This is a genomic window from Clostridium sp. (assembly GCF_017888565.1).
GTDB lineage: Bacteria > Bacillota > Clostridia > Clostridiales > Clostridiaceae > Clostridium.
Genome location: NZ_JAGHFX010000062.1, coordinates 1 through 17,654, shown reverse-complemented (window position 1 = coordinate 17,654; position 17,654 = coordinate 1). Strand labels below are relative to the sequence as shown.

The window sequence follows — 17,654 nt, the reverse complement described above, 5'->3', positions numbered from 1 at the left end:
TATTTATATAATATTTTATACTACGGAAGGAAGATGAATATGAGTTTTGAAAAATTAGCAGAATTAATATTTCCAAATGTTGATTTGACACCAGAGGATTATATTGCAAAGTATCCAAAAAGAAATTTAAAAGAAGGTGCGGTTGTTTCTAGATATGCACCATCACCAACCGGTTTCCAACATATTGGAGGTGTTTTTGCAGCTTTAATAAATGAAAGATTAGCAAGTCAAACTGAAGGAGTTTTCTTTTTAAGAATAGAAGATACTGATCAAAAAAGAGAAGTTGAAGGTGCTATAGCAGATACAATTCAAACAATGCATAACTTTGGAATGGACTTCAATGAAGGAATGACTGGAGATAAAACATTTAAAGGCGAATATGGTCCATATAGACAAAGTGAAAGAGCTGATATTTATAGAGCTTTTGCTAAAGATTTAATTAAAAAAGGATTAGCATATCCAGCATTTGATACACCAGAAGAATTAGCAGAACTTAGAGAAAAGCAAACAGCAGCTAAAATAACACCAGGATATTATGGAGAATTTGCTAAGGATAGAAATTTAAATCCTGAAGAAGCTATGAAAAAAATAAATAATGGTGAAAGCTTCATAATTAGATTCAAGTCACCAGGAAATATAGAAAATAGAGTAGAGTTCCATGATTTAATAAAAGGAGACATAAGTTTCCCAGAAAATAATCAAGATATAGTTATTATCAAAGGTGATGGACTTCCAACATATCATTTTGCACACGTTGTAGATGATGCTTTAATGAGAACTACTCATGTTATTAGAGGAGAAGAATGGTTATCATCACTTCCAATACATGTTCAATTATTTGACGTATTAGGATTAGATAGACCAAATTATGCTCACATTCCAACAATAATGAAAAATGATAATGGTTCTAAGAGAAAATTATCAAAGAGAAAAGATGCTGAAGCAGCAGTTTCATATTATAAAGAAGTTGGATATCCAATGGTATCAGTAATAGAATATTTATTAAATATAATAAATTCTACATTTGAAGATTGGAGAGCTGAGAATCCTACTGTAGATTATCATGAATTTAAAGTTGCTTTAGATAAGATGAGTAAATCAGGGGCATTATTTGATATAGTTAAGCTAAATGATGTAAGTAAAGAAGTTATTTGCAAAATGAAAGCAGATGTAGTGTATGATTACTATACAACTTGGGCTAAGGAATTTGACAAAGAAATGTATGATTTAGTAACAGCTAATGAAAATATGTCAAAAGAGATCTTCAATATAGATAAAGAAGGTCCAAAGCCAAGAAAAGACTTTGCTAAATGGGATGAAGTAAGAGGAAAAGTAGATTACTTCTTTGATGAATTATTCAATAAGGAAACAGCAGAAAATGTTGAACTTCCAAAGACTTTAAGCTTAGAAAATGCAAAAGAAATAATTAAAGTATATAAAGATAAATTTAACTTTAATGCAGGAAGTCAAGAAAATTGGTTTGAAGACTTAAAGGTTATTGGAGCAGAGCTTGGATACTGTGCAAACAGAAAAGAATATAAAGCTAATCCAGATGCTTTTAAGGGAATGATATCTGATGTAGCTGGAGCTGTAAGAGCAGCTTTATCTCATAGAAGCAATACTCCAGATCTTTATACTATTATGCAGATATTAGGTGAAGAGAAAGTAAGAGATAGATTTGAAGCATTTTTAAATATATAGTAGAATATTTGAAAAGGAATAAAGATATTTTTGATTCCTTATTATAATAAAAGGGAGTCGCGTAGCGCGACCCCCTTTTGAATATTTTGTATAGACTAAATTTGATATGAAAATATTATTAGAACTCTTGAAATTATAAGATTACATAATTATTTTCATAACATTTAAATTAGTATATCAAATAAAAATTAATTATATAAAAAAATAAAAATAATTTAATAATGAAGATTAAAAGTATTTTAATTCGTATATAATTTAAATATTATTATAAAACATATAAATTGTTATTAGAAAAACCGAAATGAAGTATAGATAGTTAGTTTTATAATATTACACAATTATGGATACTAAATATTAATTAATAAAGTAAAAATAATTATTGAAATTAATATACATTATTATGTAAGATTATATTAATAAATATAAAAGGAGATGAAAATATGGAAAATTATGATGTAGTTTTAGATTTCTTCACTAAAAATGATAAACCATTAAATGCTACTGCAGTTTCAGAAGGAACAGGTATAGACAAAAAAGAAGTTTCAAAAGTTATGGATAAACTTAAAAAGGAAGAAAAGATTTACTCTCCAAAAAGATGCTATTGGCAAATAAAGAATGACTAAGAGATTTAAAAAGGACTATTTAATTAAATAGTCCTTTTTATTTATAGAAAAGTTGATTATATAATGGGTTAAGATATAAAAGTAAAAAATTTTTTGAAAAAAGTTTACAATTATTAGTTAAAAATGTATAATGTAGGTATAAAATTAGGAATATAAATAAACTAATTTGTATTGCGTGTTACCAATAGGGCATTAGCTTTCTTACAAGTTTTGTAAGTGAGCTTTTTTTATTTATATTTCTGTATGACATCCTGGTTAATACTTAATATAGAGAAATTTAAAGTAACAAAGGAGGATAGAGGTAGGAGTATATTTTAAAGTATTAAAGGGGGAAAAATTATGAGAAGAAAAAAATTGATTAGTATTTTATTAGCAACTGCTATGGTTGCAAACTTTATTACTGTTAACTCAAAAACTGTACAAGCAATAGAAAATCAAAATTTAGCACTTAACAAAAAAGTAACAGCTAGTAATTTTGAAGTGGATAGTACATCGCCTCAAAAAGCTATAGATGGAGATATCACAACACGTTGGGGAACAGCTCAAAATAAAGCTGCTAATGAATGGATAGAAATAGATTTAGAAAAACCTGAACAAATAAGACAAATTAATATTCATTTTGAACGAACTGATGAAAATCAAAATATTTTAGGATATAAGATAGAATTGGAAAATGACGAAACATATACAGAAGTCTATAGAAAAACAGAAAAAGCAAAACAAAATGAAAAAATAATATTGGATGAGGTGAAAACGGCTTCAAAGGTAAAGATAACTATTTTAGATGCAAATGGTGGAACTATAGACTGGAAAAACATTGGAATAAATGAAGTTGAAATATATAGTGATATTGTTAAAGAGGTTGAATCAAGAGAAAATATCAATCATGTACGTAGTTCAACTATGACAGCTTCTAGTGTAGAAGAAAACCTAGATAGATTAAATGCAGGAAAAGCTAATGATGGTTCTAAGGATACTCGTTGGGCAAGTAATTATGATAGCCCTTCTACACAATGGTTAAAGGCAGAGTTTCCTAAATTAACAAAAGTAAAACAAATTAATATTAATTTATTAAATCGTGATATAGCTCCTAATGATTCCAATGTAGAAAAATTAAGTATTAAGTATACAGATGAAAATGGAGAAGAAAAATATATCAAAAAGGATTTTGCAAATACTTCATTAGGTTCTGGTAAGGGATGGAGTACCAATATATCTATTTTACTAGATGATCCTATTATAGCTAAAGATATTACAGTTTGTGAGTTTGTTGCAAATAGTACTTCATATAATAATATAAGTATTACAGAGTTAGAGGCTTACTCAAATGAGCAAAAACAAGAAGTATCATTAGATAGTGTAGTTGCTGGAATAGTTGGACAAACTATCGAAAATGATGTTGAAAAGCTACCAATGCCTTCAATGCCAGAAGGATATACAGTTAAATTAAATGGTGCTGATTTTGAACAAATTATTGCTGATGATGGAACTATTGTAAGACCATTAACAGATAAGGTTGTAAAAGTTTCTTTTGAGGTAACTGAAGAGGCAACAGAGAAAACAAAAAAGACTAGTGATTTAGAGTTTATTGTAAAAGGTGAGAATACTCAAATAGAAGGTATGAATTCAAAACCTGTTGTTATTCCAGAAATTGCAGAGTGGTATTCAGATAGTACTAATACTTTGGATATTAATACGATAAATACAGTAGTTTACAATGATGATTCTTTAGAGGTGGTTGTAGACGAATTCATTAATGATTACGAAGATTTTACGGGAATAAAATTAAGTAAAGAAAAGGGTAATACTAGAGCAAATGCATATAATTTTATAAAGGAAGTTCCAGATCATTTATTAGGTGATGAAGGCTATACAATGGACATCCAATCAGATAAAGTTATTGTAAAATCACAAAGTAGTATAGGTAATATGTATGGAATGCAAACTATATTACAAATGTATAAGCAAAATCAAAGTTCATTTAATATAGGAATAATGAGAGATTATCCTAGATTTGAAACTCGTGGATTTTTATTTGATGTAGCTCGTAAACCTGTTTCAATGGAAATGATTAGAGATGTTTCAAGAACTATGAGATATTACAAAATGAATGATTTACAAGTACATTTATCTGATAATTATATTTTCTTAGAGCAGTATGGAAAATTAGAAAATGAAAATGAAGCATTTAAGGCATATGAAGCTTTCCGTTTAGAATCAGGATTGACAAATGATAAGGGCGAATCGCCTACAGCAAAAGACTACTGGATTTCTAAAGAGGAATTTAATAATTTTATTACTAGTGAAAGAGAGCTTGGAGTGAAAATAGTTCCAGAAATAGATGTGCCAGCTCATGCTACATCTTTTACTAAGATTTGGCCAGAGTTAATGGTTACAAATAAGGTTTCTACGTTAAATGCTAATAGACCGCTAATAGATCATTTGGATGTATCTAAAAAAGAAACTATGGATAAAATAAAGGAAATATTTGATGATTATACAAAGGGAAGCAATCCAACATTTGATTCACAGACTATAGTGCATATTGGAGCAGACGAATTCTTATCAGATTATACAGCATACCGTAACTTTTTAAATGAGTTAGTACCTCATGTTAAGGAAACTAATACTGTACGTATGTGGGGTGGATTAACTTGGATTGATGATAATAAAACTGAAATTAATAAAGAAGCTATAGAAAACGTAGAGATGAATTTATGGTCTAGTGATTGGGCAGATGGATTACAAATGTATGATATGGGATACAAATTGATTAACACTATTGATGACTTTGGATATATGGTGCCTAATGGAAGTATGGGACGTGCAAATGCATATGGCGATTTATTAAATATTAATCGTATCTTTAATGAATTTGAAGTTAATCGTTTAAAAACAAGATCAGGATATAAATACATTCCTTCCGGAGATGAGCAAATGCTTGGTGCAGCTTTTGCAATTTGGAGTGATAATATTGATAAAGCTGCTTCTGGATTAAGTGAGTCGGATTTGTATTGGCGTTTCTTTGATGCTATGCCATTCTATGCTGAAAAAACGTGGGCGGCAACAGGGAAAGAAAAAGGAAGTTCAGAGAAATTAAGCACACTAGCAAAAGAAAAGGGGATTGGCCCAAATGTAAATCCATACTATCAAGAAGAAAAAGAAGGAGAAGTATATGAAAGCTATGACTTTGAAGAGGGATTAGAAGATACTTCAACTAATGATAGGGATTTAATTGAAGGAACTGCTAAAGTAGAAAATGGGGTTTTAAATTTAGAGTCAAAAGAGAGTTATGTAACCTCACCTATTGACAAGCTTGGTAATGGTAATGAATTATCTTTTGATATTAAATTAGAAAAAGCATCAAGGCCAGGAGATATATTATTCGAAGCAGATGCACCATATGGAACACATGACATAAGGGTTATGGAAAATGGAAAGTTAGGATTTACAAGAGAATTATATAATTACTACTTTGATTATGAGTTACCAGTTGGTAAAACTGTAAATATTAAGATTGTTACAGAACAACAAAAAACTAAATTATATGTAAATGATGAATTTGTTTGTGATGCTAATGGGAAATACATTCATAATGATATAGTAAAAAAAGAAAATATTACAAATGCTACATTCGCATTGCCTTTAGAAAGAATAGGTTCTAAAACAAATGCTATTGAAGCGATTATTGATAATGTAGAAGTTTCAGAATCTAAAGAAGTAGAAGATGTTTACCATAAGGAAAATTGGAGTGGTGAAACTAATACTGAAACTATTTATAATGATACAGAAGGTAAATTAGAATATGCATTTGATAATAATCAAAATACAATTTGGCATTCTAATTGGCAAGGTGCAACTGATAAATTAAATGGAACAAATTCATTCTATGCAGAATTAAATTTAGGTAAGCCATATAAAATTAATCAATTCTCATTTACACCTAGATTAGGTAATGCTAGTGGTTACGTTACTAAAGCAGATTTATATGTTAAGAATAAAGAATCTGATGAATGGAAGATGGTAGCTGAAAATAAAACTTTTGAAGCAAATTCAAATAAAAAGACATTTACATTTGATGAGCAAGAAGTACAATATATTAAATTTGTAGCTAAAGAATCAAATGATGGTTGGGTAGCAGTATCAGAGTTTGATATTGCAAATAGACCAGAACAAACATTTACTGTACATGTTGATGCAACTAAAGGTGGAACAGTAAGTGGTGGAAAAGAAGCAAAGCAAGGGGAAGAAGTTACTGTTACTGCAACTCCAAATAAAGGATATATATTTGATGGATGGTATCGCTCTACAGGAGATAAGGTTTCTGAAAATAATGAATACACATTTAATGTAGATGGAAATATATCATTAACGGCTAACTTTACTAAAGACGGAGAAGTTGAAGTTAATAAGGAAGAACTTAAAAATCTTTACAATGCAAACAAAGATAGATTAGAAGAGGAATATACACCTGAATCATGGGAAATCTTTAAGACTGCATTAGATAATGCAAAAGTAGTATTAGAAAATGAAGATGCTATACAAGAAGAAGTAAATGAAGCTATTAGCAAATTAAATGATGCAATATCAAAGCTAGTTAATAAGCCGGAAGTTTCTGAAGTTGATAAGTCTAAGCTTGAAGAAATAATAAATAAGGCAGAAGCAATAGACATATCTAAATATACTAAGGAAAGTGTTGATGTGCTTAATGATAAGCTAAAAGAAGCTAAGGATATTTTAAATAATGAGAAAGCTAACCAAGAAGAAGTAAATGAAGCTATTAGCAAATTAAATGATGCAATATCAAAGCTAGTTAATAGGCCAGAAGTTTCTGAAGTTGATAAGTCTAAGCTTGAGGAAGCAATAAATAAGGCAGAAGCAATAGACATATCTAAATATACTAAGAAAAGTGTTGATGTGCTTAATGATAAGCTAAAAGAAGCTAAAGATGTTTTAAGTAATGAGAAAGCTAACCAAGATGACGTAGATAAAGCAGTAAAAGAATTGGAATTAGCTTTAGATAATCTTGAATTAATAGAAGTTGATGACAATAAAGATGATGAAAGTGGTAGTACTGGAAATGATAATAATTCTAATAGATTACCAAGTACAGGAGGAACTTCATCAATGGCTGTTGGAGTAATAGCCTTAATAATTACTGGTACAGGTGTAGTTTTAAGAAGAAAGAGATAGCTAATAGGTTTAAGGATTAATAAAAAGACTTTGAAAAGATAATTTTCAAAGTCTTTTTTATTATAAAATTTACTAAGAATTTAATAACTAGATAAATATATTTTGGGATTAGTATATAAAATATAAGTAAAATAATTGTAGATATTGGATTAGAATTAGTATATTATAAATATAGTATATATACAAAATTAACCATTAATTATCTGAAAGGATGTGATGTTTTATGATGAGTTTAGTAAGAAGTAATAAAAACTATATTGTTGTTAATGGGAAGGTGACTACAGTATAGTAAGTTAAATATCCTTCCCAATATATTTGATCTTGGGAGGAAAAATGAATAATAATAACTTATTAAATTTAGGATTAAATCAAAGATATATTAACGAAGCAAGTATGCATGATAGTAATTTATATATTGCTAGAGTAGCAGTACAATACAAAGATATGTATAAGGTAATAACAGAAGATGGAGAAATACTTGCGAGGGTATCAGGAAAGTTATCATATTCTTCAAATAGTATATTGGATTATCCTGTTGTAGGAGATTGGGTACTATTAGATAGGATAAATAATAGAAATGGAGATGCAATAATTCATAATATATTAAGCAGAAAAAGTTATTTTTCACGAAAAGTTGCAGGAAATAGATATGATAAGCAAATAGTTGCATCTAATATAGATTTTATTTTTATATGTATGTCATTAAATAATGATTTTAATATAAATAGGTTAGAAAGATATATTGCAGTAGCTTGGGATAGCATGGCTACACCAGTCATAATATTGACTAAATCAGATTTATATGAAGACATAAATGACAAGGTAAGCCAAATAGAAGAGGTAGCTATAGGAATAAATATAGTAGTAACATCAAGCATTAATGAAGACGGATATGATGAAATAAGAAAATATATAAAAACTGGAGTAACAATAGCATTTATAGGATCATCAGGAGTAGGGAAGTCAACTCTTATTAATAAGATAATGGATAAAGAAGTTTTAAAAACTAATTCAATTAGTGAAAATGATAAGGGACGACATACTACAACACATAGAGAACTATTTGTTATAGAGTCTGGTGGAGTAATAATTGATACACCTGGAATGAGGGAGCTTGGATTAATATCTTCAGATGTAGATAAGTCTTTTAGTAATATTGAAGATTTAGAAAAGCAATGTAAATTTTCAGATTGTACTCATAAAAATGAACCTAAGTGTGCAGTAAGAGAAGCTATAGAAACTGGAAATTTAGATCCAGAAAGGCTAGAAAGATATAGAAAACTAAAAAGAGAAGAGCAATACAATTTATTAAAATCTAAGCAACAAGAAAAGCAAAAACTAAAAAATATGCATGGAAGTAAAGTTGAAGATAAAAGAAAGAAATATAATTAAAAGAATAATATTGCCCAAAGCCTTTATGAAAGAATTGATTTTAAAGATACAGGAAAAATTATAGAAGATGAATTATTGTTTAAATTAACTATAGATTAAGTTAATTATAAAAGAGAGTAAATATGATATAAGATAAAGTTGTAAAAGGATAGTAAACGCAAAAAGTGGGTACTATCTTTTTTGATATAATGAATTAGAATGCCTAGAAAAGTACTATCTTATAATCTTAAACTTGAAAAAGGATATTATAAGTTTTCTATTATAAGTAGATTAATGAAAATTATGAAAATAAGGTAAACGAACAAAAATAATTAATAAAATAAAATAAAAGAATATAAATGGAACCTTTAAATTAAGATATGCGTCTAATTAAGTGAAGGTAAGTTAACATAGCTATGTTAGATGGGAAGGAGAAATATAATGAATATGTCTAATATTATTCCTATAGGGGTATTCAATAAATATAAAGATGGAAAGCTTAAGAAAAATAATGTTAGATTAGCTATAGAGGGAGATAAGGAAGCATTTAATATATTAGTTCAAGAGAACTTAAAGTCTTTATATATAGTAGCTAGAGGCATGCTAAATAGTGAATATGATATTGAGGATGCTTTTCAAAATACTATACTTAAAGCTTATGAAAAAATTTCGAGTTTAAAAAATGAAGAGTTTTTTAAAACATGGTTAACAAGGATTTTGATAAATGAATGTAATAATATAATAAGAAAAAATAAAAAGGTTACTTATATTGAAGATTCACAAATTAACAATGAGGTTTATGAGGATAAATATAAAAATATAGATTTAATTAGGGCTATTGATTCATTGAGTTCTGATTTAAGAATAACTATGTGGTTATTTTATTTCGATGATATGTCAATAGAAGAAATAAGTAATGCCTTAAAAATTCCTAAAGGAACTATAAAGTCTAGGCTTAATAGAGGTAGAGAAAAAATTTATAATATTATGAGTGAGGGTGATAATCATGAATAATTATGAAAATGATAAATTTAATAAAGTTATTAAAGATAAAGTAAATGATATTAAAATAGATATTCCAGACACATTGAAGAATAATATATTAAAAACTTTAGATGAATTACCTGAAAGAAAAATAAAGAAAAAAAGCAAGCTGAAAAATATATCCAAAGTAGCAGCGATAATTATAGTTGGTATATTAACTTTAAATACATTTATGCCTGCATATGCAGAAAGTCTACCGATTATAGGCGCTACTTTTAAAAGTATAAATGATGCTATAGGTGTTGGAGATCAATATATAAAAGGAGCCAAGGATATAAATATAACAAAAAAATATGAAGATATTACAATGACAATTAAAAATATTTACTATGATGGAGTTGAACTTGCTATAGCATATGAGCTGAAGTCAGAAAGTGGATTTGATGATAAACCTATAATATTTCCTATTATAAAAAGTGGTTTTAAAAATATAAATTATAAAAATGAAGAAAATGATGGTGAGTTCATAGATGAAAATACTTATGTTGGATTAGCATCTTATGCATTTACAGAAAATGAATTATCAGATAAGGCGAAAATAGAATTTATAGTTAATGATTTATATGGAAATTGGGTAGGAAGTTATCCTAAAAAGCTTAAATTTAAGTTTTCTATAGATTCTAAGGATATGGGGAAAGAAGAATATAAAGTAAACAAAGAAATAAAATATGATGATAGTATGTTTAAGATTAATGAGTTAATTACATCAAAATTAAACACTATTATTTATTTAGATACAGATATAGAACTTTTAAAGGATACTGAAAATAATTCAGAAAATTTTTGGGAGAAGTATACATTGAAGTTTTTTATACAGGATGATAAAGGGCTTCCTTTAAGTATGATAGGTGGATCTGGTAGAGGGAAAAATGTAAATGATGAAAGAGTTAAAGGTAATTATTATTGGAGATATGAAGGTATTCCTGAAGAAACAAAATCAATGACTATTATACCTGTTATAAGTAAAAGTGATTATAGCAGAGAGTTAATGATGGAGAAAATAAATAGAAATGGTGAAACAGCTATAAAAATAGGAGATGAACAAGAATATATTATAAAAAACATTGAATTCAAAGAAGATAAAACTGTAATAGAGGTAAAAGTTAAAAAATATATATATAGATTAGAGAATTTAGAAGTTGAAATTTGGGATGAAGATAAAATCAATAAATATAAAAACTCTAATAATGGTCAAGAAGAAGATTGGTATAAAGACACAAAGGATATAGAGATTCTAGAAACTAAATTTAACGGAATTGATGATGGCTATAACTTTACACTAACATTACCAGCATTGGATAAAAATAAAGAGTACTTTATAACTAAGATGAGTAGTGGAGATAAAATATTAGAAGATGAAAAGATAACCATTAATTTAGATAAATAAATTCTACTAATATAAAATAGCATTAAGATAAAAATACTGTATTACAACGCTAAGTAATACAGTATTTTTTTATTGAATTATTTAGTAATAATCCGTAAATTTATATGGTTTTAAAGGCTGTTTTTAGAGATTAAAGGAAAATAACTAAAACACCTTGAAGTACTCCAATAATAGCTCCAAGGACAAGGCCTAAAATTTCAATATGTTTTAGCTCCTTTTTAGCAACCTTAATTATGATATCTTCTAATTTTTCTAAATCTAATTGATTAATTTTTTCTTCAACAATTTCTTGAATATTAACATTTTCTTTAGCCTTATCTAATAGATCAACGCTAATTTCATCAACTGCATTAGGTACTTCTTTATTTAAAATTTCATCAATATAGGGAGTAGCCATCATTCTAAATGGTATAGGAATAATATTAAGCTTTTCATTTATAATGTTTTTAATTTTATCTGTTATGTAAGAATTAAAATTTTCTCCATTTGAATTATTTAAAGCTTGATCTAATATGTCATCCATTGAAAGTAATTCATTAGAAATTACTTCACCAATATTAGCAGCAATTTCGTTTTTTCTTTTAGGAATTAATCCTAATATTTCAATATTTAAAATAGGAATCTTAATAGGTTTAATTGGTCTAAACAAAAGCTTTATTGCCAAGATATTAGTTATCCATCCAATAAGCCCGCCAACAATTGTTAATATTAAAATAGTAATAAAATTATTCATAAGTGCCTCCTAATTATGTAAACTGTAATAGCATAATATTATAAAAATTTATCATTAGATTTAATATAAAGAGTATTTAAATCCATAAATAATTTTATAGGGAATATAGAATTATTTCAATAGAAAATTGACTAATTAGTATAAAATTGTATGAGGAAAATAGAGATCATAAAATTAAGAATAAAGAATTGTAAATAGAAAAAATAATTTTGAAGCTACTTAAATATAATTTATATAAAATAGAAAAAGAGTTGCAATGCAACTCTTTAAAAATCTAGTAATTCATCTAGGCTGAATTATATCCACAATTTTTTAATTCTTTAATTATTAATCTTAAATGAACTCTTTAAAGATACTATCCTATTAAATACTAATTTATCATCAGTAGTGTACTTAGGATCTACATTAAAGAAACCATTTCTTACTAATTGGAATTTATCTTGTGGTTTAGCTATATTAGCAGTAGTATCTTCAATATATCCTTGTAGTACCTCTAATGAATTAGGATTTATTTGTTCTAAGAAGTGCTTACCTTCATTTTCAGGAGCATCATCTAATATTAATGGTTCATAAAGTCTAAATTCAGCAGGCTTAGCAGTTTTTGCATCTACCCAGTGAATAGTTCCTTTAACTTTTCTTCCAGTGAAGCCAGATCCACTCTTAGTTTCAGGATCATAAGTGCAATGTAATTCTACAACATTACCATTTTCATCTTTTATAACATCATTACATTTTATAAAATAAGCACCGATTAATCTTACTTCGTTTCCAGGGAATAGTCTAAAATACTTTTTAACAGGTACTTCCATAAAATCATCTTGTTCTATATATATTTCTCTTGAGAATGGAACTTCTCTTGTACCAGCAGCTTCGTTTTTGGCATTGTTTGGAACTGGTAGCATTTCTGTTTGACCTTCTGGATAGTTAGTGATAACAACCTTTAATGGTTTCATAACAGCCATAGCAGCATTAGCTTTAAGTTGTAAATCTTCTCTTATAAAATACTCAAGCATTTGAGAATCTACAACTGAATTAGCTTTAGAAACACCAATTGCACTACAGAAGTTTCTGATAGCTTCAGGAGTATAGCCCTTTCTTCTTAAACCAGATACTGTTGGCATTCTTGGATCATCCCAACCATCAACTATATTTTCATCTACTAGTTGTTTAAGCTTTCTCTTACTCATAACAGTGTTAGTAATGTTAAGTCTAGCAAATTCTATTTGTCTTGGAGTGCTTTCCATTTCACATTCTCTTACAAACCAATCATAAAGAGGTCTATGATCCTCAAATTCTAAAGTACAAATTGAATGAGTTATACCTTCTATTGCATCTTCAAGTGGATGAGCAAAATCATACATAGGATATATACACCAATTGTCACCAGTATTATGATGAGTAGCATGTGCAATTCTATATATAATAGGATCTCTCATATTTATATTAGGAGAAGTCATATCGATTTTAGCTCTAAATACTTTTTCTCCATCTTTAAATTAACCTTTTTTCATTCTTTCTAATAAATCAAGATTTTCATCAACTGATCTATTTCTATAAGGACTTTCTTTTCCAGGTTCAGTTAAAGTTCCTCTATATTCTTTTATTTCTTCAGCTGTTAAATCACATACATAAGCTAATCCTTTTCTTATTAAAAGTTTTGCTTTATCATACATTATATCAAAGTAGTTTGATGCAAAGTAAATACTATCCCAATCTCCGCCAAGCCACTTAACATCTTCTTTAATAGATTCAACATATTCAGTATCTTCTTTAGTTGGATTTGTATCATCAAATCTTAAGTTGAACTTTCCGTTAAATTCTTTTGCAAGACCTGAATTTAAAACTATTGATTTAGCATGACCTATGTGTAAATACCCATTTGGCTCAGGTGGAAAACGAGTTATAATCTCATTATGTTTTTTGTTTTCTAAATCTTCAATTATTATATTTCTTATAAAATTAGATGAATTAATTTCATTTGACATACGAATACTCTCCTATATAAATTTATCTTTTTATTGCTTATATATTAGTTATATACTATTTTTTACTTTTAAATCAATTTATCATATATATGTTTCAATTAATAATAAAATAATTGAAATTATAAGTGCATTAAAGATTTTATATTTTTAGTTAATTAAGGCATAAAAATTGAAACTATATATAGTATGTAATTTTTATATAAGTTACTTAAATATTAACTTTATTTATATTTTATCAATTACTCAGATATTTTATTAAAAAGTTAAATCTTTACTATAACTTATATATTCGTGATTTTAATAAATTTATGTATATATCTAGATAATAATATGCTAGTTTTACTTCTAATTTTAAACTAAGGATGAAAAAAAATAAAGATATAAGTATGGTAAAAAAGAGTTTTTTATGAGTATTTAACCAAAAAGTTAAAGAATTTATAAGATATATAAATAAAACTGTATTAAAAATAGTATAAAATTATAAAAATAAGATTTTTAATTTATGCAAAATCTTTATTTTTTATAAATATATAGTTAAATAAGCAAATGTAATATATAATTATATTAGGGAAAATATGGTATATTATTTACTAGAAAGAGGGTAGGAAAATGAAAGGAAAATTAAAAAGTTTTTTTGCAGCAATTGGGTATTTATTTGTAACCTTTGGAATTCAATTAATAGTATCAATGATTGGAGGAATATTAGTTGGAGTTATATATGCAATTAAAAACATAGATGAAATATCTACAAATGCTCCAAATGTTGATGAGATAACTAATCAAATGCTAGGAGCAACAAACTATATTTTATTAGCATCGTCAATAATAACAGTATTAGTATTTTTATTAATATATAAGATAAGAAAGAAGAGTTTTAAGGAAGAGTTACAAATAGTTAAAACTGTTAAAATAAATCTTTTAATGGGGGTAACTTTAGGGATAAGTGCATGGTTATTTAACGCTGGTGCATTAAGTCTAGTTCAAGAAGCAGGATTATTTAAAGATCATTTTTCTATTATGGAAAATCTTCTAGCACCATTAAGTGAAGGTAATATATTTATTGCTTTATTAACAGTAGGTATAATAGCACCATTTACAGAAGAGTTTATGTTTAGAGGTGTTATATTTAAGACTTTAAATAAAAATATATCGGTTTTATGGACAATAATTATTCAAGCTTTATTCTTTGGGATTTTCCATGGTAATTTTATTCAAGGTACTTATGCTACATTATTAGGTTTAGTGTTTGGATATATAACATATAAAACAAAATCACTATGGCCAGCTATAATAATGCATATGGTTAATAATAGTATAGCTACTTTATCACCATATATTTTGAAAAATGTTCCATCATTAACAAGTATTCTTATAGGTTTTGTAATAGTTGGAGCTATAGGGATAATAATATCACTTTATTTTGTTAATAAGAAAAATATTAGCTATGAAAGTGATACAATTAATTTTAATGATTATAGAAATTTAAATTAGTGTTTATTAGGAGTTATTTTTAAATAACTCCTTTTATAATTTTATGTCTTAGTTTTGGGATGACTATGTAAGAGGATCAATTTGTGAGTAGAGATCACGTAGTAAACAAATTTATATATGTCTTTTTTTCTTACAAACTATAAATTCGATTTATTATCCTTGAATAATAATAATAAATGTTATAAAATGATACTAAAAGATAATAAGTAATAATAAATAATAATAATAAGCGTGATTAATTTTATGGGTAAAGAGGGTGATTTCTTTGTTTATGGAAGAAAGGCTAGAAGATATATTAGAAATGCTTAAGAGAGATGGGAAAGTAAGAGTAAAGGACTTAAGTGAAAAATTTAATGTTTCTGAAGGTATGATTCGTAAGGATTTAAGTAAGCTTGAACAATATGGAAATATAAAAAGAACATATGGTGGTGCGATTTTAGAAAGAAAAATAATTCATAATGATAACACTACTTCAAGAATAATAAGTAATATAGAAGAAAAAGAAAAAATCGCAAGATTAGTTATGGATGAAATTGAAGAAAATGATGTAATATTTATGGATATTTCAAGTACTAATTACACAGTTGCAACAATGATGACAGGATTTACAAAGAATATAACTTTAATAACAAATATGAATAGAATTGCAATGGCATTTGATTCAATACCTAATGTTGATATAATACAGTTAGGTGGTATGTATAATAAGAAAACAGGTGGAACTGTTGGAGCATTTACCGTTGATGAAATTAAAAAATTTAAAATTGATAAAGCTTTTATTGGAGTTGGCGGAATTAACATAGAAGACAATTTTGTTAGCAACTTTAATCTGGATGAAGTGAGTACAAAAGAAGCAATAATAAAGATGAGTAAAAAGAAGTATTTAATTACTATTAATGATAAATTTTATAATGATGGATCATATAAATTCTGTGAATTAGGAGATGTTAATTATATAATTACAGATAAGAAACCAGAAGAAAGTATAGTCGATGGCTTATCAAAGTATAATGTAAAAGTGATATATTAAATATAATAATTAGGAGTGATCAAGCAGATGATAAAATTTATAGCATCAGATATGGATGGAACATTGCTAAATGAGAATAATGAAATAAATAAGGAGTTTTTTGATATTTTTCATAAGCTTGTTAAAAAGGATATAATATTTGCAGCGGCAAGTGGAAGACAATATTATAACTTATTAAAAAGATTTGAAAAAATAAAAGATAATATGATGTTTATAGCTGAGAATGGAACTTTTGTAGTATATAAAGGTGAAGAAATTCTTGTTAATGCTTTAGATAAAAATGTTGCAATAGAACTTATTAAAATAGGTAGAACTATTGAAAATGCTCATGTGATAGTGTGTGGTAAAAAATCAGCTTATATAGAAAGTAGCGAAGAGAGATTAGTTAAAGAAACAAAGAAATATTATGAGAGATACGAAATAATTGATGATTTAACTAAAGTAGAAGATGATATATTAAAGGTAACAATATGTGATTTTGCAGGATCTGAATTTAATAGCAATAATTACTATAATGAATATAAAGACAAGCTCCAAGTCACAGTATCAGGAGAAATTTGGCTTGATATAACTGCTAAAGGCGTTAATAAAGGAGTTGCAATAAATAAAATTCAAGATATGCTAGATATAGATTATAAAGAAACAATGGTATTTGGAGATTATCTTAATGATTTAGAAATGATGGGTAGTGCTTATTATAGTTTTGCAATGGAAAATGCACATGATGATTTAAAGAAAGTATCAAGATTTATTGCAAGAAGTAATAATGATAATGGCGTAGTAGAAGCTATAAAAGAAGTTGTAGGTATATAAAATTTACACAGGGGCTTTATCAAAATTAATTTTGATATTAGCATATAAAAAGGGAAGTTCTAATTCGAGCTTCCCTTTTTAGGCATATATAGATAATAGACAAAAGCTTATATTTAAGTTTGAAAACGCCTTTAAGTAAGTAAAATCAATGGTTTAAAAGGGGCTCGCGTTTTGGTCTGACCCCTAAAAAGTAGACATTGTTAAAAGGGATATATCATTGTGAATTACAAAAATGGCTTCGATATTTAATTGGAGCCATATTTTTTAACCTTTTTTGAAATCT

At 26.9% G+C, this 17,654-nt stretch carries 10 protein-coding genes and 1 pseudogene; 9 read left to right on the top strand and 2 right to left on the bottom strand.

The window, feature by feature from the left end; translation table 11 throughout:
• The first annotated feature begins 39 nt into the window (after positions 1–39).
• The 6 genes from gltX (at position 40) to J7M87_RS12650 (ending at position 11,319) form a co-directional block, all read left to right on the top strand.
• Positions 40–1,701 (top strand): glutamate--tRNA ligase, encoded by a 1,662-nt coding sequence (gene gltX, locus J7M87_RS12675; RefSeq protein ID WP_291651411.1) that lies wholly within the window; start codon positions 40–42, stop codon positions 1,699–1,701.
• A 440-nt stretch (positions 1,702–2,141) separates the two neighbouring features.
• Positions 2,142–2,324 carry a MarR family transcriptional regulator gene (locus tag J7M87_RS12670; RefSeq protein WP_291651410.1) on the top strand — a complete coding sequence of 61 codons (183 nt, stop codon included), beginning with the start codon at positions 2,142–2,144 and terminating at the stop codon, positions 2,322–2,324.
• 339 nt (positions 2,325–2,663) lie between these two features.
• Positions 2,664–7,517 carry a discoidin domain-containing protein gene (locus J7M87_RS12665; protein WP_291651409.1) on the top strand — a complete coding sequence of 1,618 codons (4,854 nt, stop codon included), beginning with the start codon at positions 2,664–2,666 and terminating at the stop codon, positions 7,515–7,517.
• Between the two features lie 333 nt (positions 7,518–7,850).
• On the top strand, positions 7,851–8,909 hold the full coding sequence (gene rsgA / locus J7M87_RS12660) for a ribosome small subunit-dependent GTPase A (RefSeq protein ID WP_291651408.1): 1,059 nt from the start codon (positions 7,851–7,853) through the stop codon (positions 8,907–8,909).
• A 420-nt stretch (positions 8,910–9,329) separates the two neighbouring features.
• A complete protein-coding gene (locus tag J7M87_RS12655; RefSeq protein WP_291651407.1) occupies positions 9,330–9,902 on the top strand; it encodes a sigma-70 family RNA polymerase sigma factor in 573 nt (190 codons plus the stop codon).
• Positions 9,895–11,319 (top strand): DUF4179 domain-containing protein, encoded by a 1,425-nt coding sequence (locus J7M87_RS12650; protein ID WP_291651406.1) that lies wholly within the window; start codon positions 9,895–9,897, stop codon positions 11,317–11,319. The genes J7M87_RS12655 and J7M87_RS12650 overlap by 8 nt, the downstream gene beginning before the upstream one ends.
• A 130-nt stretch (positions 11,320–11,449) precedes the next feature.
• On the opposite strand, the gene J7M87_RS12645 is transcribed toward J7M87_RS12650, so the two are convergent.
• Positions 11,450–12,052, bottom strand: a complete 603-nt coding sequence (locus tag J7M87_RS12645; protein ID WP_291651405.1) for a DUF445 family protein — start codon at positions 12,050–12,052, stop codon at positions 11,450–11,452.
• Positions 12,053–12,372: 320 nt separating this feature from the next.
• Positions 12,373–14,037, bottom strand: a pseudogene (locus J7M87_RS12640) (glutamine--tRNA ligase/YqeY domain fusion protein).
• A 609-nt stretch (positions 14,038–14,646) separates the two neighbouring features.
• Between J7M87_RS12640 and J7M87_RS12635 the strand changes: the two are divergent.
• The 3 genes from J7M87_RS12635 to J7M87_RS12625 all read left to right on the top strand — a co-directional run bounded on the left by J7M87_RS12635 (position 14,647) and on the right by J7M87_RS12625 (position 17,371).
• The gene (locus tag J7M87_RS12635) at positions 14,647–15,528 is read left to right on the top strand and encodes a CPBP family intramembrane glutamic endopeptidase (RefSeq protein ID WP_291651404.1); all 882 of its coding nucleotides are present in this window, start codon (positions 14,647–14,649) and stop codon (positions 15,526–15,528) included.
• A 271-nt stretch (positions 15,529–15,799) separates the two neighbouring features.
• Positions 15,800–16,558 (top strand): DeoR/GlpR family DNA-binding transcription regulator, encoded by a 759-nt coding sequence (locus J7M87_RS12630; RefSeq protein ID WP_291651403.1) that lies wholly within the window; start codon positions 15,800–15,802, stop codon positions 16,556–16,558.
• 27 nt (positions 16,559–16,585) lie between these two features.
• Positions 16,586–17,371 (top strand): HAD family hydrolase, encoded by a 786-nt coding sequence (locus tag J7M87_RS12625; protein WP_291651402.1) that lies wholly within the window; start codon positions 16,586–16,588, stop codon positions 17,369–17,371.
• Positions 17,372–17,654 lie beyond the last annotated feature (283 nt).